Raw genomic sequence first — 18,963 nt, 5'->3', positions numbered from 1 at the left:
CATGGAGTTCGCGGACGTCGCCAGGGAGCTGCTGCTCGTCGCGCCGCAGGACTTCGTCGCCGAGCGCACCGCACGAGCGCGCGCGGTGCGGAAGGACGACCGTGCCCTCGCCACGGCGATCGGGAAGCTCCGGAAGCCCGCCCCGGCGGCCTGGGTGATCGACCTGCTCGCCCGCGACGGCGCCCTCGACGACGCCGTCGACCTCGGACCGGCGCTCCGCAAGGCCCAGGCCGACGCCGACCCCGACGCGATCCGGACCCTCCGTCGGCAGCGCGCCGAGGTCGTCGACGCCCTCGCGCAGGCCGGTGCGGACCTGGCATCCGACGCCGGACACCCCGTCACCCCGGCGGTGCTCGAGCAGGTCCGGTCGACGATCGAGGCGGCGATGGCGGACCCGCACGCCGGCGCGGCCGTCCGGTCGGGGCTGCTCGTGACGGCGCTCGAGAGCGTGGGGTTCGACGCGGCCGACCTCGACGGGGCGCTCGCGGATCCGGACGCGGTCCCCGATGCCTGGTCCGGCAGCGATGCCCCACCCATCCCCATCTCCCAGGCGAGGGGCGCGCGGAAGGCGAGCCGTGCCTCCAGGCCCGCGCAGCGCGACGCCCCGGAGCCGGACGCCGAACCCGATCCCGATCCCGAACCCGAACCGGAACGTGACCCGGCCGCCGACCGGAAGGCCGCGCGCCAGGCCGAGACCGCAGCGCGCACGGAGTCCCGCGACGCCGACGCAGCACTCGACACCGCCGAGGCCGATCTCGAACAGGCGGAGGAGCGCCGCGCGGAGCTCCAGCGTGCCCTCGAGCAGGCCGAGGCCGAGATCACCCGGCTCGAGGCAGCCCGCGACGAGGCCGAGGCGGCGAGCGACCGGGCGCGAGACGTCCTCCGCGCCGCGCAGGAGCACCGTCGGAAGGTCGGTCGCTGAGCCGTCCGGTCGGACCTCATCACCTCGGATGAAAAGCTGCCGCACGGCTCGGTCCCCGTCCGGCGCGGCCCATACGCTCGCGTCATGACCTCCCTCCTCCGCCGGTACCGGCACCTGCTGGCCCCCGCCGCCGGCGCCGTGTACCTCGTGCTCTGGATCGTCGCCGAGGCCGGACGTGCGGGGCTCGCCGACCACGTCGTGGTGGTGTCGGCCCTCGCCGTCGCCATCGGCCTCTCCGCGTGGATGCCCGCGACCGCGCTCGGACTGGTCGTCGGCATCCCGCTCCTGCAGGCGGCCCGGCTGCTGACCCGGCCGACCGACACGACCTGGCCGGAGTACCTGGCGATCGCGATCGTCGTCGGCGTCGTCGGCGCCGGTCGGTCCGACCTGCTTCGCTACCTGGCGGTCCCCGTGCTCCTGCTCGCGAGTGCGGCGGCCGCCTGGGCGATGGCGGTCCCGACCGCTGCCGACCAGGACGTCTGGGGCAGCTGGGTGGGGAACTCCGGCGGGACCCGGTCCGACCTCGTCACGATCACCTTCGCGTTCGTCGGGGTCAGCGGTGTCACCTGGGCGGTCGGTGTGGCCATCGGTGCCGCGTGGCGGATCGGCCTCGCCCGGGTCCGGGTGATCGAGGCGCAACGCCGCACCGAGGTGACCACGACCGAGCTCCGGGCCGAGCAGGAACGCGCACGGATCGCCCGCGACGTGCACGACTCGCTCGCCCACTCACTGGCGGTCGTCGTGTCCCAGGCCCAGGGTGCCGCGGCCATCGCCGTGCGGGACGAACACGCCGCCCGGGCGCTGCAGGACATCGCCGACGTGAGCCGCTCGGCACTGGGTGACGTCCGGGCGCTGGTGGAACGCATCCAGGCGAGTGACGACGCCGACCGCCACGGGCTGCCCGACGTCCCCGACCTGGTCGAGGACATGCGGGAGCTCGGGATGACCGCGACGTTCGAGGAGTACGGCGCCGGGCTCCTGCCCGCGGGCAGTGCCAGTGCGCTGCACCGGATCGTGCAGGAGAGCCTGACGAACGTGCTGAAGCACCAGGGGCGGACAGCGACGGCCCGGGTGGCGCTCGACTGGCGCGGTCCGGGGCTGGGCGTCGTCGTGACGTCACGGGGGAGTGAACCCCTCGTCGAGCTCGACGGTGTCGGGTCCGGTGTCGGGTCCGGTGTCGCCGGGATGCAGGAGCGTGCCCGACTGTCCGGCGGCTGGCTGCGTGCCGGTGTCGGCGACACCCCGGACGAGTGGGTCGTCACCGCGTGGCTGCCGACGACCGTCGCCGTGCCGACCACGGCGACGGCCGACACCGACAACGACACCGTCCTGCCGGAGCACGTCCGATGAGCGCCGTCCGCGTCGCCGTCGTCGACGATCAGCGACTGTTCGCCACCGGGATGCAGATGCTCGTCGATGCCCAGGACGACATGACCTGTGTCGGGGCCGCCGGCGACGGTGCCGCCGCCCTTGAGCTCTGCGCCGCCGAACACCCCGACGTACTGCTGCTCGACCTGCGGATGCCGGTCATGAACGGCATCGAGACCCTGACGCGTCTCGTCGCCTCGACCCAGGACCGCCCACGGGTCGTCGCGCTCACGACCATCCGCCGCGACGATGCCGTGCTCGCCGCACTCCGCGCCGGCGCCGCCGCGTTCCTGACGAAGGACGCCCTGCCCGAGGTCGTCATCGCGACCATCCGCGACGTGCACGCCGGCCGACCGGCTCCGACCGAAGCCGAGGCGCTCGACCTGCTGCGCGCGCAGGGCACCCCGGCCGTGACCGACCGACGCGACGAGGTCCTCGACGCGCTGACGGCCCGCGAGCGCGAGGTATTCCTGCTCGTCGCGAAGGGGCTGAGCAACGCGGAGATCGCCGAATCGGTCTTCCTGAGCGACGCCACCGTGAAGACCCACGTCCGCGCCGTCCTGACGAAGCTCGGACTCCGGAACCGGATCCAGGTCGTCATCACCGCACACGAACGCGGCCTCGTCCGCGCCTAGGGGGAACCATGCAGATCACGAACCGCGTCGCGAAGACCGGCACCCTCGTCGTCGTCCTCGCCGGGCTGGCCGCCGCCGTCATCCACGGCCTGCCCGAACGCGCCGACGTCGCGGTCGCACCCACCGTCGAACAGGACAGCACGGCGTGGGCGATGCCGCTCGACGCCTTCGTCGCACCGGCCTCGTCGAAGACCGCGTACGCGGAGGACCTCGTGGCCCAGCCCTGCCTGCGGAAGGCCGGCATCGACGACCCGGCTCCCTGGGCGACCGCGACCGGGCTGCAGGCCGACGACGACGCGGCCGACACCGCCACTCGGGCGAACCCCTCACCCGCACTCGCGACCACCCGGCCCCTCACCGCGGCGCTCGCCGAGACCCGCGGTTACCACGGGCCGTCCGCCGCCGGTGCGAACCACGAGGGCATGCGGCAGTGGGGGTACGACCCGGACCGCCAGGCCGCGTTCGCCGCGCTCCCGGACGACGTGGCCGCCCGCTGCTGGAACGCAGCCCGGGGGACCCTCGGCACCACGCTCCGTGGCACCGAGCAGACCGCGTCCGAACTGGCCCAGCGCCTGACGTACCTGGCGGCGCTGGACGCACGCCAGGACGACCCTGTCCGCACGGCCGCGGCCGGGTGGCGCACCTGCATGGCGCCGTCCGGTGTGCCGGACCTGCCGGCGGGTCCGGAGGGCATGCCGACCCCCTCGATGCACGTCAGCGCCCGTGACGGCGACCGGGTCGTCCTGTTCTCGGACGATCCGGGGAAGGCCGAGGTCGCCGTCGCCGAACGGGACGTCGCGTGCCAGGAGTCATCCGGCTACCGCGGCGCGCTGTACGCGGCGGAGTGGGAACGGCTGCTGCACGTCACCGCGACCGACGCGGCCGCGCTCCGGAAGGGCTCGACGCGGCAGCCGCAGGTGGACGCCCGCCTCGACCGCGTGATCGCGCGGCTCGCCCCGGCGGCACCGACGGACGTCGACTGACCCGGCGTTCGCGGGGAGCGGTCCTGGGGGGAGCGCCCCGCGCCCGCCGCGTGGGGACGACGGACGGGAGGCCCGTGGCGGGACGGCCACGGGCCTCCCGTCCGTCCCGGCGCACGTCCGGATCGTGACGTGCGACACGCCCGGACGGTGCTGCTAGACTCGGTGACTGACTTCGGCGAGGGCTGCGCACGCGCGGCCGTGATCGACGCGGTGGGATACCCGGCAAGACCCTGGGATCGTTCCTCACGCGTGCACGCGTTCGAGTTGCAACACCACAGACCCCCACGATGCCGGCACCCCGGCGTCGTCCACGACACCAGGAGGCACCATGGCCGACTACACCAAGCTCGCAGCGGAAGTCCGCACCAAGTTCGGCAAGGGCGCTGCTCGCAAGCTCCGCGCGGCCGACAAGATCCCCGCGGTGGTCTACGGTCACGGCACCGAGCCGATGCACATCTCGCTGCCCGGTCACGAGACCATGCTGCTCGTCCGTACCGCCAACGCGGTCGTCGACCTCGACATCGAGGGTGCTGCGCAGCTCGCCCTCGTCAAGGACGTCCAGCGTGACCCGGTGCGCCAGATCATCGAGCACATCGACCTCGTGGTCCTCCGCCGCGGCGAGAAGGTCACGGTCGACGTGCCCGTCGTCATCGAGGGCGAGTCCTTCTCCGGCACCATCCACGTGCAGGACCTCAACACGATCTCGCTGCTCGTGCTCGCCACCGACATCCCGGAGCACGTCTCCGTGAACGTCGAGGGCCTCGAGGACGGCGTGCAGATCCACGCTTCGCAGCTCGAGCTCCCCGAGGGCGCCGAGCTCGAGACCGACCCCGAGGCGCTGGTCGTCGCGATCGTCACCCCGCGTGGCACCGCTGACGACGACGCCGCGGACGAGGCCTCGGCCGAGGCCGGCGCCGAGTCGGGTGCCGAGGGCGCCGCGGACTCCGAGTAACACCCATTCGGAGACATCTGGTCGACGCTGTGACGGATCACATCCTCGTCGTGGTCGGGCTCGGGAACCCCGGGCCCGACTACGCCGGCAACCGCCACAACGTCGGCCAGATGGTCCTCGACGAACTCGCCTCCCGCATGGGAGCGACGTTCAAGAAGCACAAGACGCCGAACCAGGTCGCCGAGGGGCGCCTGGTGCCCGGCGGCACACGACTCGTGCTGGCGAAGCCCGGGTCGTTCATGAACACCTCGGGCGGACCGGTCTCCTCGGTGCTCGGGTTCTACAGCGCCACCCCGGCCGACCTCGTCGTCGTGCACGACGAGCTCGACCTGCCGTTCGACACCGTCCGCCTGAAGGGCAACGGCGGCCACGGCGGGCACAACGGGCTGCGCGACATCATCAAGGCCACCGGCACGAACGAGTTCATGCGCGTCCGGGTCGGCATCGGACGTCCGCCCGGTCGGCAGGACCCGGCCGACTACGTGCTGCGTGACTTCTCCGCAGCCGAGAAGAAGACGCTGCCGATCCTGCTGGCCGACGCCGCCGACGCGGTACAGGCGATCGCCGAGGTCGGGCTGCTCGCCGCACAGCAGCGCGTGCACGCTCCGTCCTGAGCACTCGGCGCTGTTCGCCCGTCGCGCACGCCGCTGCCGGTGTCGGTGGCGGCCGGTACCATCTCCTGAGTGACGATCTCGGGCATCATCCCTGCGCTCTCGCGCGCCTCCGCCTTCGATCGCGTGCTGCGCGCCGCACCGCGCGACGCTGACTTCTCCGTCGTGGACGGCCTGCGCGTGCCGCTGCTCGGCGCGCTGCTCGCCGAGCGCAACGGTCCGCAGTGCGTCCTCGTCATCACGGCGACCGGGCGTGAGGCCGAGGCGGTCCGCGAAGCGTTCGGCAGCTACGTCCCCGACGCCGACGTGCTCGAGTTCCCGGCGTGGGAGACGCTGCCGCACGAACGCCTCAGCCCGAGTGCCCAGACCGTCGGCACGCGCATCGCGACGCTCCGGAAGCTCGCTGCGTGGCAGGCGGCGGACCCGGCCGAGCGGCGCCAGACCATCGTCGTCGCGAGCGTCCGCGCCGCGCTGCAGCCGATCGCGAGCAACCTGACGTCCCTGGCGCCCGTGGTGCTGCGGACCGACTCGCGGGGCAACGACCTGGCGGCGATCGCGTCCCAGCTGGTGGACCTCGCCTACTCGCGCGTCGACCTCGTCACCCGCCGTGGTGAGTTCGCGGTCCGCGGTGGCATCCTCGACGTCTTCCCACCGACGGCCGACCACCCGGCACGCATCGACTTCTTCGGCGACGAGATCGAGGCGATCAAGGCGTTCTCCGTCGCCGACCAGCGCACCACCGAGGACGACCTCGGGTCGGTCGAGCTCACCGCCTCGCGCGAACTCCTGCTCAGCGACGACGTCCGGCAACGGGCGCGCGAGATGCTGCACGAGTTCCCGAACCTGTCGCAGATGCTCGCGAAGATCGCCGAGGGCATCCCGGTCGAGGGCATGGAGTCCCTCGCTCCGGCGCTCGTGCAGGACCTCGTGCCGATGACCTCCTACCTGCCGGACGACGCCACCATCGCGGTGTTCTCCCCCGAGCGGGTGAACGGCCGCGCGAACAGCCTCGCCGAGACGAACACCGAGTTCCTGCAGGCGGCCTGGAGCGCAGCGGTCGCCGGCGCCCAGGCCCCGATCGACCTGGACGCCGGCAACTTCCTGACCGTGCAGCAGCTCAAGAACACCCGCGGGCAGCGCACCTGGTGGACGGTGTCGCCGTTCGACTCCGGCCTCGACGAAGGGGACACCGAGCGCGTCCTCACCGACGCCGAGGCCGCTGCCGAGGCCGGCGAGTACATCCGCGTCCGGGCCGAGGCCGTCCCGAGCTTCGCCGGCAGCGCCGACGGGGCGATCGCGCACGTCAAGTCGCTGACCGACGACGGGTGGGCCGTCGTGGTGACCGCGCAGGGCCAGGGCCTCGTCGAGCGTGCGGTGCAGGTGCTCGCCGACGCCGGGGTCGCCGCCCGTGCCGATGCCGTGACCGCGCCGCCCGAGCCCGGCGTCGCCGTCGTGACGACCGCGACCGTCGAGCACGGCTTCGCGATCCCCGAACCCCGCATCGCGGTCCTGAGCGAGGCGGAGTTCTACGGCCGCAGCGTCCAGCAGGGTGCCCGCACCGTCAAGAAGCTCGCGAGCCGGCGCAAGAACGTCGTCGACCCGCTGCAGCTCAAGCCGGGCGACGTCGTCGTGCACGCGACCCACGGCATCGGCAAGTTCGTCGAGCTCGTCAGCCGCGAGGTCTCCAGCGGCGGCCGCAACGCCGTGAAGACCCAGCGTGAGTACCTCGTGCTCGAGTACGCGCCGTCGAAGCGCAACTACCCGGGTGACAAGCTCTTCGTGCCGACCGACCAGCTCGACCAGCTGTCGCGGTACGTCGGCGGCGAGTCCCCGACCCTGTCGAAGATGGGCGGCTCGGACTGGTCCGCCGCCAAGTCGAAGGCCCGCAAGGCCGTCCGCGACATCGCCGTCGACCTGGTCAAGCTGTACTCGGCGCGCATGGCGTCGAAGGGGCACGCGTTCGGTCCGGACACCCCGTGGCAGCGCGAGCTGGAAGAGGCGTTCCCGTTCGCCGAGACCGCCGACCAGCTCACCACGATCGACGAGATCAAGCGCGACATGGAACGCCCGATCCCGATGGACCGCCTGCTCTCCGGCGACGTCGGCTACGGCAAGACCGAGGTCGCGATCCGTGCCGCGTTCAAGGCCGTGCAGGACGGCAAGCAGGTCGTCATGCTCGTCCCGACGACCCTGCTCGTCCGCCAGCACATGGAGACGTTCCAGGAGCGCTTCGCCGGGTTCCCCGTGCACCTGCGCGCCCTGAGCCGGTTCCAGACCGAGAAGGAGTCGAAGGAGACCATCGCCGGGCTCGCCGACGGCACGGTCGACATCGTCATCGCGACCCACCGGATCCTGTCGCAGGGCATCACCTTCAAGGACGTCGGACTCGTCATCATCGACGAGGAACAGCGGTTCGGCGTCGAGCACAAGGACCAGCTCAAGAAGTTCAAGACGAACGTCGACGTCCTGGCGATGTCGGCGACCCCGATCCCGCGCTCGCTCGAGATGGCGGTCACGGGCATCCGCGAGATGTCGACCCTGGCGACCCCGCCCGAGGACCGCCACCCCATCCTGACCTTCGTCGGGCCGCAGTCCGACCTGCAGGTGGCGGCGGCGATCCGCCGCGAGTTGCTGCGCGAGGGCCAGGTGTTCTACGTGCACAACCGCGTGAAGGACATCCAGTCGGTGGCCGCGCACCTGGCCGAGATCGTGCCGGACGCCCGCATCGCCGTGGCCCACGGGCAGATGTCGGAGACCACCCTCGAGCAGGTCATGGTCGACTTCTGGGAGCGCCGCTTCGACGTCCTCGTCTCGACGACGATCATCGAGACGGGCCTGGACATCGCGAACGCGAACACGCTCATCATCGACAAGGCGGACAAGTACGGCCTGTCGCAGCTGCACCAGCTGCGCGGTCGAGTCGGCCGTGGGCGGGAGCGCGGGTACGCGTACTTCCTCTACGACTCCGACAAGCCGCTGTCCGAGACCGCCCAGGACCGCCTCGAGACCATCGCCGCGAACAACGAGCTCGGCGCGGGCGTGCAGGTCGCCATGAAGGACCTCGAGATCCGCGGGGCCGGCAACCTGCTCGGCGGGGAGCAGTCCGGCCACATCGCGGGGGTCGGGTTCGACCTGTACCTGCGGATGATCGGCGAGGCGGTGTCGCAGTTCCGTGGCGACGTGGCCGAGGGGCAGACCGAGCTCCGGCTCGAGATCCCCGTCGACGCGCACATCCCCGAGGACTACGTCGAGTCCGAGCGACTCCGGCTCGAGGCGTACCAGAAGCTCTCGGCGGCCTCGGCCCCGACGGCGCAGCCGAACGCGATCGACATGGTGCTCGACGAGCTCACCGACCGCTACGGGCAGCCGCCGCAGGCCGTGCAGACCCTGGTCGAGGTCTCCCGCCTCCGTCGCATGGCGCAGCAGGTCGGCCTGTCCGACGTCGTGGTGATGGGCTCGAACCTGCGGGTCGCCGGCAAGGAGCTCGCCGACTCGTCGCAGGTGCGGCTCAAGCGCATGTTCCCGGGGGCGCGCTGGTTCCCGCAGCAGAACGCGACGAGCATCCCGATGCCGCGTCCGCACGACCAGGCGCTGCCGGACGACGCCCTCATCCAGTGGGTGGAGAGCATCCTCACCGCCGTGTACGGGGCGACGACCCCGGCCGAGGCGCCGGCCGCGTAGCCGTCCACGGCGCGCACGCCGTTCGCGACGATCCACGCGTCGAACGACGCGCGCTCTGTCGCGGAACGAGTGCAAACCCCGGCCCGCGAGTCGCTACTCGGTGTCCTCGGCCTCGGACAGCTCGCGGCGCGCGCGGTACGCCCGCGCCCGCAGGGTGACGACGACCGCCGACGCGACGATGGCGATGCCCGAGCCGACGAGCACGGCGAGGACGCCCTCGTCGAGGATCTCCTCGTTGCGGGCGAACGCCAGCTCGTTCATCAGCAGCGACACCGTGAACCCGATGCCGCCGAGCACGCCGACGGTGATGATCGAGAAGAACGACAGCGACGAGCGGCCGGGCGAGCGGAAGATCCGCGTGGCGATCGTGCCGAACAGCGTGATGCCGATCACCTTGCCGACCGGCAGTGCGAGGACGACCGCCCAGAACGTGGGGGAGAGCTCGCTGATGCCGACCGAGGGGATGATGACGGCGGCCGACGCGAACGCGAACACCGGCAGCACGATGGCGTTCGACCACGGCTCGACGTTCTCGTGCAGGGTGTGGCCCGGGCGGCGGGGCAGCACGAGCCCGAAGGCGACGCCGGCGATCGTGGCGTGCACACCGGAGTGGTAGACGAGCCACCAGGTCAGGAGCCCGACCACGACCATCGCCACGATGATGAGCGTCTGCCCGCTGCGCCCCGGACGGAGCATCCGGCCGAGCAGCCAGAACGCCGCGAGGGTGACGACAGCGCCCGCGAGGGCCAGGAAGTCGGTGTCGTGGGCGAACACCACGGCGATGATGATGATCGCGATGAGGTCGTCGAGCACGGCCAGCGCGAGCAGGAACACCCGGATGCCGCTCGGCAGCCCGCGACCGAACATGGCGAGCACCCCGAGCGCGAACGCGATGTCGGTCGCCGTCGGGATCGGCCAACCGTGCGTGTACTGCGTGCCCGCGGTGACGAGCAGGAAGATGCCGGCCGGGACGAGCACGCCGCCGACTGCCGCGATGGCGGGGATGATCGCGGTCTTGGGGTTCGACAGCTCGCCGTCGACGAGTTCCTGCTTCAGCTCGATCGCGACGAGCAGGAAGAAGACCGCGAGCAGACCGTCGCTGATCCAGTGCGCGATCGACAGGTCGAGGCCGAGGGCACCGAGCGGCAGGTGCGCGTCGAGCAGCCGTTCGAGGCCGGGGCCGACCGGCGAGTTCGCCACGACCAGGCCGAGCACGGCGGCGGCGAGGAGCGCGATGGCGCTGAAGCGGGGGGAGCGGACGAGGGACGACATGGATCTCCGTCTCGAGGGGTCGGGTGAGTGTCCGTCGACCAGACTTCCCGACACACCACGGCCAGTCTACGCGGGTGGCACGATGACCAGATGACCGCCGTACCGGACCTCGTGACCGTCGTCGACCGCCTGCTCGCCGAGGACGGCGGGTGCGTCTGGAACCGGGCGCAGACCCACGCCTCGCTCGCGCGCTACGCCGTCGAGGAGTCGTACGAACTCGTCGACGCCATCGACGACGGCGACCCGGACGACGTCCGCGAGGAACTCGGCGACCTGCTCTACCAGGTGGTCCTGCACGCGGGGATCGCCGCCCGCGCGGGGGAGTTCACCCTCGAGGACGTCGCCGCCGGGGTGCGGGACAAGATGACCAGGCGGCACCCGCACGTGTTCGGTGACGAGACGGCGGACACCGTCGAGGACGTCGTGCGGGTCTGGCGTGCGGCCAAGGCGGCCGAGAAGGCGAGCCGACGGAGTGCGTTCGACGGGGTGCCGCGGGCGATGCCGCCGCTGGAGCGCGCGGTGAAGCTACTGGAACGCCTGGAGGAACGTGGGGATGCCGACGCGGTCGTCGCGTCCGTCGTCGGGGCCGGGGCCGGGTCCGGCTCCGGCGTCGGTTCCGGCGTCGGCCTGGAGGCCCGTGGTGCGTCCGCCGCGCCGGCGGCGGACGACGGCGTGGGGACGGTCGACGCTGAGTGGGGGCGAGCGGTGCTCGGGGAGGTCGCGGCTGCGGCACGACGCGGGGTGGACCCGGTCGCGAGTCTGCGGGCCGCCGTGTCGGCGCTGGAGGAGGCCGGTCGGGCCGTGGAGTGATCCCTGGTGCGCGACGTCGGTCCGGGCTCGGAGAATCCGGGCAGGGGAGAACGGGCGCCCTCCCAACCCGAAAAAGAGAGGACGCCCGTGAGCGGGCGTCGGCTCCACCAGGGAGAGGGGCCGACAGGGAAGCCCGCTCGAACCGCGGGACGCACTGCAGCACGTCGCCCCGCGAACGGTCCGGAGCGTGGATCAGGCACGCTCTGGACCGAGGTTCTGCATGCAGTATGCCAGTAGGTCGGCAGGCGCGCAAGTCGAAAGCGCCCGTCTGCCAGAATTGACCGCATGGCAACGACCGTGACGGCACCCCGTGGCATGCGTGACTTCCTCCCGGCGGACAAGGCCCGGCGCGAGCACGTGCTCGGTGTCGTGCGGGACGTCTACTCGCGGCACGGTTTCGACGAGATCGAGACCCCGGTGGTGGAGGACGCTGCGCGGCTGCACTCCGGGCTCGGCGGCGACAACGAGAAGCTGGCGTTCGCGGTGATGAAGCGCGGGCTCACCACGGAGGACCTGCGGGCAGCCGAAGCACCGCTGGACCTCGCCGACCTCGGTCTCCGGTTCGACCTGACGGTCCCGCTGGCCCGGTTCTACGCCTCGCACCGTGCGGAGCTGCCGTCGGTGTTCCGATCCGTGCAGATCGCGCCGGTCTGGCGTGCCGAGCGCCCGCAGAAGGGCCGCTACCGCCAGTTCGTGCAGTGCGACATCGACATCCTGGGGGAGCCCGGGCAGCTCGCCGAGATCGAGCTCATCCGCGCGACGACCGCGGCCCTCGACGCCCTCGGGGTCAGCGGCACGACGATCCGGATCAACGACCGCCGGATCCTGCTGGCGCTCCTCGCGTCGTGGGGGATCACCGAGCCGGCCGCCGCCGACCGCGCGCTCATCACGATCGACAAGCTCGACAAGATCGGTGCGGACGGCGTCGCGGCGGAACTCCGCAGCACCGTGGGCGCCGACCTGCCCGGGCTCGAGGACACCATCCGCGCGCTCGAGGCCGCCGACTGGGCGTCGGTCGAGGGGGCGCCGTGGCTCGACGCCGAGGCCTTCGCCGACCTGCTCCGCCTGCGCGAGGCGCTGCCCGGGGTCGACCTGCGCTTCGACCCGACGCTCGTGCGGGGCATGGGCTACTACACGGGCACGATCTTCGAGGTCGCGCACCCCGACTTCGGCTACAGCCTCGGTGGCGGCGGCCGGTACGACGGGATGATCGGCCGGTTCCTCGGGCAGGACGTCCCCGCGGTCGGGTTCTCGCTCGGGTTCGAGCGGCTCGTCGACCTCGTGACCCTCCCGGACTCCGCCGAAGCCGACGCCGTCGTGCTCGTGTACGACAAGGACGTCGACCCGGTCCGGCTCGCCGCGCTGAAGACCGAGGCGCTGGCGTCCCACCGACGCGTCCGGCTCGAGCGTCGCACGAAGAACACGAAGAACCTGCTCGCCGGCCTCGCCGCCCAGGGCTTCACGGCGTTCGCGACCGTCTCGGCGGACACCGCGTCGCTCGAGGGCGTCGAGTTCCGCCCGCTCGACTGAGCACCCAGTCCTCGTTCCAGCACGGACTCGTCCACAGCCCGGCGTCACGGCCGACGTCGTGTTCACCTCCGCTCGCTAGGATCGACACCGCAATCACCACAACCAATGTGTAGGGAGTACCCCGTGGCCCTGATCGATGCCGTAGGCGCACGCGAAGTCCTCGATTCCCGAGGCAACCCGACGGTCGAGGTCGAGGTCCTCCTCGACGACGGCGTCGTGTCCCGCGCGCTCGTCCCGTCCGGTGCATCCACCGGCGCGTTCGAGGCGTACGAGCTGCGCGACGGCGACGCCTCGCGCTACGGCGGCAAGGGCGTGCTCAAGGCCGTCGACGCCGTCCTCGACGAGATCGGCCCGGCGCTCGAGGGCTTCGACGCCACCGACCAGCGCCTCGTCGACGCCGCGCTCATCGAGCTCGACGGCACCGAGAACAAGTCCCGCCTCGGCGCGAACGCGATCCTCGGTGCCTCGCTCGCCGTCGCCCGTGCCGCAGCCGACTCGGTCGACCTGCCGCTCTTCCGCTACCTGGGTGGCCCGAACGCGCACACGCTGCCCGTCCCGCTGATGAACGTCGTCAACGGTGGTGCCCACGCGGACACCAACGTCGACATCCAGGAGTTCTTCCTGGTGCCCTACGGCGCCGAGTCCTTCTCCGAGGCACTCCGCTGGGGCGTCGAGACCTACCACGCCCTCAAGGGCGAGCTGAAGAAGCAGGGCCTGGCCACCGGCCTCGGCGACGAGGGCGGCTTCGCGCCGGAGCTCGCGTCGAACCGCGCGGCGCTCGACTTCCTGCTCACCGCGATCGAGAAGGCCGGCTACACGCCCGGCAAGGACATCGCCGTCGGCCTCGACGTCGCGTCCACCGAGTTCTTCTCGGACGGCAAGTACCAGTTCGAGGGCAAGCAGCTCTCGAGCCAGGAGTTCACCTCCTACTTCGCCGAGCTCGTCGCGAACTACCCCCTCGTCACCATCGAGGACCCGCTGGCCGAGGACGACTGGGAAGGCTGGTCGCACCTGACCGCCGAGCTCGGCGACAAGGTCCAGATCGTCGGCGACGACCTGTTCGTCACCAACCCGAAGCGTCTGCAGCGGGGCATCGACGAGAAGGCCGCGAACTCGATCCTCGTCAAGGTCAACCAGATCGGCACGCTCACCGAGACGCTCGACGCGGTCGCGCTCGCGCACCGTCACGGCCTGACCTCGATCCTGTCGCACCGCTCCGGCGAGACCGAGGACACCACGATCGCGGACATCGCGGTCGCGGTCGACGGTGGCCAGATCAAGACCGGCGCCCCGGCCCGCTCGGACCGCGTCGCGAAGTACAACCAGCTGCTCCGCATCGAGGAAGAGCTCGGCGACGCCGCGGTGTACGCCGGGCGCTCGGCCTTCCCGCGCGCCGCGTCGCTGTAGCCGGCCCGGCCAGCAGTACCCGCACCACCGAGACGCCGTCCTCCTCCGCGAGGACGGCGTCTCGTCGTGTGTGCGGCCCCGAAGAGTCGAGCGGTCAGGACGTGCCGCGCGCGCTGCGTCGAGTGGTCACGAGTTGTCGGCTGGCCCGGGCCTGACCGACAGGACGTGACCACCGGACGTGCGTCGGGCGGTGTGTGGTGACCACTCCAGGTGCGGGACTTCAGGGGCGGGCCGAAGCCGTGCCTCCCGGCTGCCTCGATCGGACCCGGACCCGTCCGCCGTCTGCAAGACGCCGTCGTGTCAGGCTGACGCCGCGAAGTCCGTGAGACGCCGCCGAATCCGGAGGCGTCTCGACGAGACGACGGCGTCTTCGGCTGGGCAGAGACGTGACGACGCGAGACGCTGGGAGGGCGCCGAACGGCCGCGTGCCGGGCGGCCGGACCGACCGTGCCGGGTTATCGTCGGACCGTGCCCAGCCAGAAGCCCCGCGTCCGCCGCGTCCCCGTGGCGATGCCCGACGGCAGCACGCCCGCGCAGCCCTGGTACCGCTCGATCCACTTCTCCGGGTTCAGCCTGCTCATGCTCGCGATCATCGTGCTCTTCGTGGTGGTGCTCGCGCCGTCGCTCCGGACGCTCATCCAGCAGCAGGAGCAGATCGCCCAGCAGCAGCAGGAGGTCGCGAGCCAGAAGGCCGACGTCGCGCAGAAGAAGCAGGACGTCGCGCGCTGGGACGACCCGGCGTACATCGAGGCACAGGCCCGCGACCGACTGCTCTACGTGTACCCCGGCGAGGAGAGCTACCTCGTGATGGGCACCGAGGGCGGGGCCGCCGACACGACCCCCACCACCGACTCCGGCACCCCCGTGAGCGCGAAGGTGCAGACGCCCAAGGTCGACTGGGTGCAGGCGATGCTCTCGTCGGTGCTGCAGTCCGGGCTCACCGACGAGCGGGCAGCCGACCTCGTCGCGCCCGACGTCTCCGGGACGGGCGAGAGCAAGTAGTCCCGGACCGCAGGGCGCGGAGCCGTCCGGCCCGACGGTGCGAGGGGTTCCGCTTCTCCGGTAGGCTCACGTTCCCGTGACGACCCCTCCCTTCGACCCGCCCTCCGACCGCGACGTCCAGGTCGTGTCGGCGCAGCTCGGCCGACCGGCACGTGACGTCATCGGGATCGCGGCACGCTGCGTCTGTGGCAACCCCACCGTCGTCTCCACGAAGCCCCGGCTGTCGAACGGCACCCCGTTCCCGACGTTCTACTACCTGTGCCACCCCGCGGCCACCGCTGCGGTCAGCACCCTCGAGGCCAACCAGGTGATGCCCGAGCTGGCAGCCCTGCTCGAGGACCCCGAAGTCGCCGCGCAGTACCGCACGGCCCACGAGTCCTACCTGGCCGATCGCGAGTCGATCGAACACGTCGACGAGATCGACGGCATCAGCGCCGGTGGCATGCCCACCCGCGTGAAGTGCCTGCACGCCCTCGTCGGCCACGCCCTCGCCGCCGGACCCGGCGTCAACCCCATCGGCGACCTCGCGCTCGAGCGCGCGGACTGGTCGCCCTCCCGGTGTGAGTGCCGGGCGTATGATGACGGTGCAGACGCTGGAGTCGGGGCGGGTGGCGGCGAAGTCTGACTCGACTCCCGCACACCCCCATCCAAGGAGATCATCCCCCGTGCCCAAGATCCTCGTCGTCGGCGGCGGTTACGCCGGTTTCTACACCGCATGGAAGCTCGAGAAGCACCTTCGCCAGGGCGAAGCCGAGGTCGTCATGGTGGACCCGCTGCCGTACATGACGTACCAGCCGTTCCTGCCCGAGGTCGCCGCCGGTTCCATCGAGCCGCGTCACGCGGTCGTCGCGCACCGTCGTCACCTCAAGAAGACCCGCGTCGTCACGGCGAAGGTCACCAAGGTCGACCACGCCACCAAGACGGCGACGATCACCCCGACCGAGGGCGAGGCGTGGGAGGAGTCCTACGACCAGATCGTGATGACCGCCGGCGCGGTGTCTCGCACGTTCCCGATCCCGGGCGTCGCGGACGAGGCCATCGGTCTGAAGACCATCGAGGAAGCCGCGTCGATCCGTGACCGCATCCTCAGCAACTTCCACAAGGCGGCGAACCTGCCGGCCGGTCCCGAGCGCGACCGCCTGCTCACCGTCGTCGTCGTCGGTGGCGGCTTCGCCGGCATCGAGGTGTTCGCCGAGCTCCGCTCCTTCGTCACCGACCTGCTGAAGAGCCACCCGCAGCTGTCCTTCGACGACACGCACTTCCACCTGGTCGAGGCGATGGGCCGCATCATGCCCGAGGTCTCGCTCGAGACGTCGCACTGGGTGCTCAAGAACCTCGCCGAGCGGGGCGCGACCGTGCACCTCGAGACCCAGCTGGCCTCGGCCGTGGGTGGCGTCTGCGAGCTCAAGACGAGCGACGGCGCGATCGAGACCATCCCGTCCGACCTCATCATCTGGACCGCCGGTGTCATGGCGAACCCGATGGTCAAGGGCACCGACTTCCCGCTCGAGCAGCGTGGCCGCATCCGCGTGCAGCCCGACCTGCGCGTGGTCGACGACAACGGCGTGATCGCCGACGCATGGGCCTGCGGCGACGTCGCAGCCGTGCCGGACCTGACCGGTGGCGGTGTCGGCGGGTTCTGCGTGCCGAACGCACAGCACGCCGTGCGCCAGGCCAAGCAGCTGGCGAAGAACGTCGTCGCGACCATCCGTGGCGAGGCGACGACCGACTACAAGCACGAGAACCTCGGTGCCGTCGCGGGCCTCGGCCTGGGCACCGGTGTGTTCCAGTCCGGCAAGTTCGCCATGAAGGGCTTCCTGGCCTGGGGCGCGCACCGCGGCTACCACGGCCTGGCCATGCCGTCGTGGGAGCGCAAGTGGCGCGTCATCGGTGACTGGGTCGGTGGCTTCTTCCTGGGCCGCGACATCGTGTCGCTCGACGACCGCGAGACCCCGCGTGCCGCGTTCGAGGCGTTCGCGTCCCGTCCGAAGCCCGCTGCCGAGGCCCCGGCCGCGCCCGCCGCAGCCCCGGCGCCGGAAGAGGGCAAGGTCGCCGGTGCCGCCGGCCCCGTCTACGGCGAGCCCGCGAAGGACGTCTCCAACGCCGCCGAGCCGGTGAAGGCCGAGGCCGACGCCAAGTAGCAACACTCGTCACGAAGGCGGTCACCTGCGAAGGGTGGCCGCCTTCGTGCATCGGTAGGCTGTTGCGGCCCGCCCCCGTGGCCCAATCGGTAGAGGCATGCGACTTAAAATCGCCGAGTTGTGGGTTCGAGTCCCACCGGGGGTACCGACTTCGTGAACCGACACGCGACTCACAATCGCCGAGTTGTGGGTTCGAGTCCCACCGGGGGTACCGAACGCCGCACGCCCAGTAGCATCGACGATCGTGGTCGGACTCGGAAGCGCACTCGCCAACCTGCAGAACGCCCTCCGCCGACCGGAGGCCCACGTCGAGGTCGTCGACGGCGAGAGCGTCCCGGTCGGCATGCTCCTCGGCACCCTCGGAGCCCTGCTCCTGGACGCGGGCAGCTCCGTCACCGACGTCCGGTCGGCGCTCGAGAAGGCCCGGGACGCCGCCGGGGTCGGACCGACGCTCGCGATCGGGGTCCTGCCCGCCCTGGTGATGGTGAGCGAGGTCTCGACGGGCGCCGCCACCATCGTCAACGCCGAGGGCGTCGAACTGTCCTCCCGCCAGGCCGCCCGCGCCAACCGCGTCGTGCTCGGGCTCGAGAGCGGCTCCATCGCCCTCGCCGAGATCCCCGCCCGCGTCCGGGCCATCCGCGCCGGGACCGTCCCGCCGCCCGCCCTGCCGTGGATCCTCGGCAACGCCCTGACCTCCGCCGGCCTGGCCGTCGTCTTCCGCTGCCCCTGGTGGGCGATCGTGCTGGCGCTCGTCGTCGGTGGACTGGTCGGCGTGATCGGACTGGTCCTCCGGCGCTTCCGCGAAGCCGTGGCGATCATCCCGTTCCTGGCCGCGTTCGTGTCGACGGCGATCGTCGGCCTGGTCGCCGCGGGCACCGGGTTCGAGCAGGTCCCGCTCTTCGCGGTCTGCGCCCCGGTGGCGGTGTTCGTCCCCGGCGCCCTCATCACCAACGCGTTGCTCGAACTCACCGCCGCGGACATCGTCACCGGGTCGTCGCGGCTGGTGCAGGGGCTCATCATGCTCGGCTTCATGGCCGCCGGCATCGCGTCCGGCAGCGCCCTGACCGGATTGCACGTCGATCCGTCGTCGGCCGCGCTCGTCGGCGAGGTCGCGGGGGTCGGCACGGACCTCGCCGGCTGGGAGTCCGTCCCCGTGTACTGGGTGTCGTGGGTCGCCGTCGTCGTGTTGGCGGTCGGCCTCGGCCTGGTGTTCCGGTCCGGATGGCGCCTGACGCTCGTGTCGGTGGCGGTCATGGTCACCGCGTACGCGGTGGTGAGCACGACGACGCCGCTCTGGGGCAGCGTGGTCGCGACCGGTGCCGCAGCGGCGCTGCTGTTCGTCGCGACCCGTTTGCTGGAGCGGCTCGTGCCGGCGATCCCGGCGACGGTCTCGTTCTTCCCGGCGTTCCTGCTGCTCGTGCCGGGGACGGTCGGGCTGGTGGCGGTCGCCACCTTCGATCCGGAGGCGCTCGCGACCCCGCTCGCGACCTTCGTCAGCCTGTGCATCGGGACGAAGATCGGCGGGCTCCTGCCCGGCCTCTTCGCCCGCAACGCGCCCCGGCGCGCGGTGGACGCGACCAGCTGACGGCCCGGAGGCCCGTGGCGGCGCCGCCACGGGCCTCCAGTCCGTCACCGGCCGGGTATGGGGC

General features: G+C 71.8%; 15 protein-coding genes and 1 tRNA gene. 15 read left to right on the top strand and 1 reads right to left on the bottom strand.

Annotated features, from left to right (window positions below; translation table 11 throughout):
• Window position 1: 1 nt before the first annotated feature.
• The 7 genes from DEJ27_RS08175 to mfd all read left to right on the top strand — a co-directional run bounded on the left by DEJ27_RS08175 (window position 2) and on the right by mfd (window position 9,152).
• Window positions 2–922, top strand: coding sequence for a hypothetical protein (locus DEJ27_RS08175; RefSeq protein ID WP_111090676.1), 921 nt, complete (start codon window positions 2–4; stop codon window positions 920–922).
• Between the two features lie 84 nt (window positions 923–1,006).
• Window positions 1,007–2,272, top strand: coding sequence for a sensor histidine kinase (locus DEJ27_RS08170; protein ID WP_111090675.1), 1,266 nt, complete (start codon window positions 1,007–1,009; stop codon window positions 2,270–2,272).
• On the top strand, window positions 2,269–2,925 hold the full coding sequence (locus DEJ27_RS08165; protein WP_110860737.1) for a response regulator transcription factor: 657 nt from the start codon (window positions 2,269–2,271) through the stop codon (window positions 2,923–2,925). The genes DEJ27_RS08170 and DEJ27_RS08165 overlap by 4 nt, the downstream gene beginning before the upstream one ends.
• Window positions 2,926–2,933: 8 nt before the next feature.
• Window positions 2,934–3,908, top strand: a complete 975-nt coding sequence (locus DEJ27_RS08160) for a hypothetical protein (RefSeq protein ID WP_111090674.1) — start codon at window positions 2,934–2,936, stop codon at window positions 3,906–3,908.
• 328 nt (window positions 3,909–4,236) lie between these two features.
• Entirely contained in the window at window positions 4,237–4,860 is a 624-nt protein-coding gene (locus tag DEJ27_RS08155) for a 50S ribosomal protein L25/general stress protein Ctc (RefSeq protein ID WP_111090673.1), read from the top strand.
• 29 nt (window positions 4,861–4,889) lie between these two features.
• The gene (gene pth, locus DEJ27_RS08150; protein ID WP_110860731.1) at window positions 4,890–5,474 is read left to right on the top strand and encodes an aminoacyl-tRNA hydrolase; all 585 of its coding nucleotides are present in this window, start codon (window positions 4,890–4,892) and stop codon (window positions 5,472–5,474) included.
• A gap of 69 nt (window positions 5,475–5,543) precedes the next feature.
• Window positions 5,544–9,152 (top strand): transcription-repair coupling factor, encoded by a 3,609-nt coding sequence (gene mfd / locus DEJ27_RS08145; protein ID WP_111090672.1) that lies wholly within the window; start codon window positions 5,544–5,546, stop codon window positions 9,150–9,152.
• Between the two features lie 93 nt (window positions 9,153–9,245).
• Here the strand turns inward: mfd and nhaA are convergent, their stop codons facing one another.
• Complete coding sequence (nhaA, locus tag DEJ27_RS08140; protein WP_110860727.1) at window positions 9,246–10,424, bottom strand: Na+/H+ antiporter NhaA; 1,179 nt, start codon at window positions 10,422–10,424, stop codon at window positions 9,246–9,248.
• 90 nt (window positions 10,425–10,514) lie between these two features.
• Between nhaA and DEJ27_RS17460 the strand changes: the two genes are divergently transcribed.
• The 8 genes from DEJ27_RS17460 to DEJ27_RS08100 all read left to right on the top strand — a co-directional run bounded on the left by DEJ27_RS17460 (window position 10,515) and on the right by DEJ27_RS08100 (window position 18,899).
• Complete coding sequence (locus DEJ27_RS17460) at window positions 10,515–11,234, top strand: MazG family protein (protein WP_110860725.1); 720 nt, start codon at window positions 10,515–10,517, stop codon at window positions 11,232–11,234.
• Between the two features lie 285 nt (window positions 11,235–11,519).
• Window positions 11,520–12,764, top strand: a complete 1,245-nt coding sequence (gene hisS, locus DEJ27_RS08130; RefSeq protein ID WP_111090671.1) for a histidine--tRNA ligase — start codon at window positions 11,520–11,522, stop codon at window positions 12,762–12,764.
• Window positions 12,765–12,887: 123 nt separating this feature from the next.
• Window positions 12,888–14,171: a phosphopyruvate hydratase gene (gene eno / locus DEJ27_RS08125; protein ID WP_111090670.1), complete on the top strand. Its 1,284-nt coding sequence runs from the start codon at window positions 12,888–12,890 to the stop codon at window positions 14,169–14,171.
• 468 nt (window positions 14,172–14,639) lie between these two features.
• Window positions 14,640–15,173, top strand: a complete 534-nt coding sequence (locus DEJ27_RS08120) for a septum formation initiator family protein (protein ID WP_110860721.1) — start codon at window positions 14,640–14,642, stop codon at window positions 15,171–15,173.
• 76 nt (window positions 15,174–15,249) lie between these two features.
• Complete coding sequence (locus DEJ27_RS08115; protein WP_110860719.1) at window positions 15,250–15,798, top strand: DUF501 domain-containing protein; 549 nt, start codon at window positions 15,250–15,252, stop codon at window positions 15,796–15,798.
• 40 nt (window positions 15,799–15,838) lie between these two features.
• On the top strand, window positions 15,839–17,314 hold the full coding sequence (locus tag DEJ27_RS08110; protein ID WP_110860717.1) for an NAD(P)/FAD-dependent oxidoreductase: 1,476 nt from the start codon (window positions 15,839–15,841) through the stop codon (window positions 17,312–17,314).
• A 71-nt stretch (window positions 17,315–17,385) separates the two neighbouring features.
• A tRNA-Leu gene (locus DEJ27_RS08105) sits at window positions 17,386–17,459 on the top strand.
• Between the two features lie 99 nt (window positions 17,460–17,558).
• Complete coding sequence (locus DEJ27_RS08100) at window positions 17,559–18,899, top strand: threonine/serine exporter family protein (RefSeq protein WP_111090669.1); 1,341 nt, start codon at window positions 17,559–17,561, stop codon at window positions 18,897–18,899.
• Window positions 18,900–18,963: the final 64 nt, after the last annotated feature.

The sequence above is a fragment of the Curtobacterium sp. MCPF17_018 genome (genome assembly GCF_003234135.1).
Lineage (GTDB): Bacteria > Actinomycetota > Actinomycetes > Actinomycetales > Microbacteriaceae > Curtobacterium > Curtobacterium flaccumfaciens.
This window is presented reverse-complemented; position numbering and strand designations above follow the sequence as displayed.

Bases quoted from the DNA above. Each gene is read 5' to 3' on its own strand.
- DEJ27_RS08175 (WP_111090676.1), top strand. From the start codon at position 2: ATGGAGTTCGCGGACGTCGCCAGGGAGCTGCTGCTCGTCGCGCCGCAG.
- DEJ27_RS08170 (WP_111090675.1), top strand. From the start codon at position 1,007: ATGACCTCCCTCCTCCGCCGGTACCGGCACCTGCTGGCCCCCGCCGCC.
- DEJ27_RS08165 (WP_110860737.1), top strand. From the start codon at position 2,269: ATGAGCGCCGTCCGCGTCGCCGTCGTCGACGATCAGCGACTGTTCGCC.
- DEJ27_RS08160 (WP_111090674.1), top strand. From the start codon at position 2,934: ATGCAGATCACGAACCGCGTCGCGAAGACCGGCACCCTCGTCGTCGTC.
- DEJ27_RS08155 (WP_111090673.1), top strand. From the start codon at position 4,237: ATGGCCGACTACACCAAGCTCGCAGCGGAAGTCCGCACCAAGTTCGGC.
- nhaA (WP_110860727.1), bottom strand. From the start codon at position 10,424: ATGTCGTCCCTCGTCCGCTCCCCCCGCTTCAGCGCCATCGCGCTCCTC.
- DEJ27_RS17460 (WP_110860725.1), top strand. From the start codon at position 10,515: ATGACCGCCGTACCGGACCTCGTGACCGTCGTCGACCGCCTGCTCGCC.
- hisS (WP_111090671.1), top strand. From the start codon at position 11,520: ATGGCAACGACCGTGACGGCACCCCGTGGCATGCGTGACTTCCTCCCG.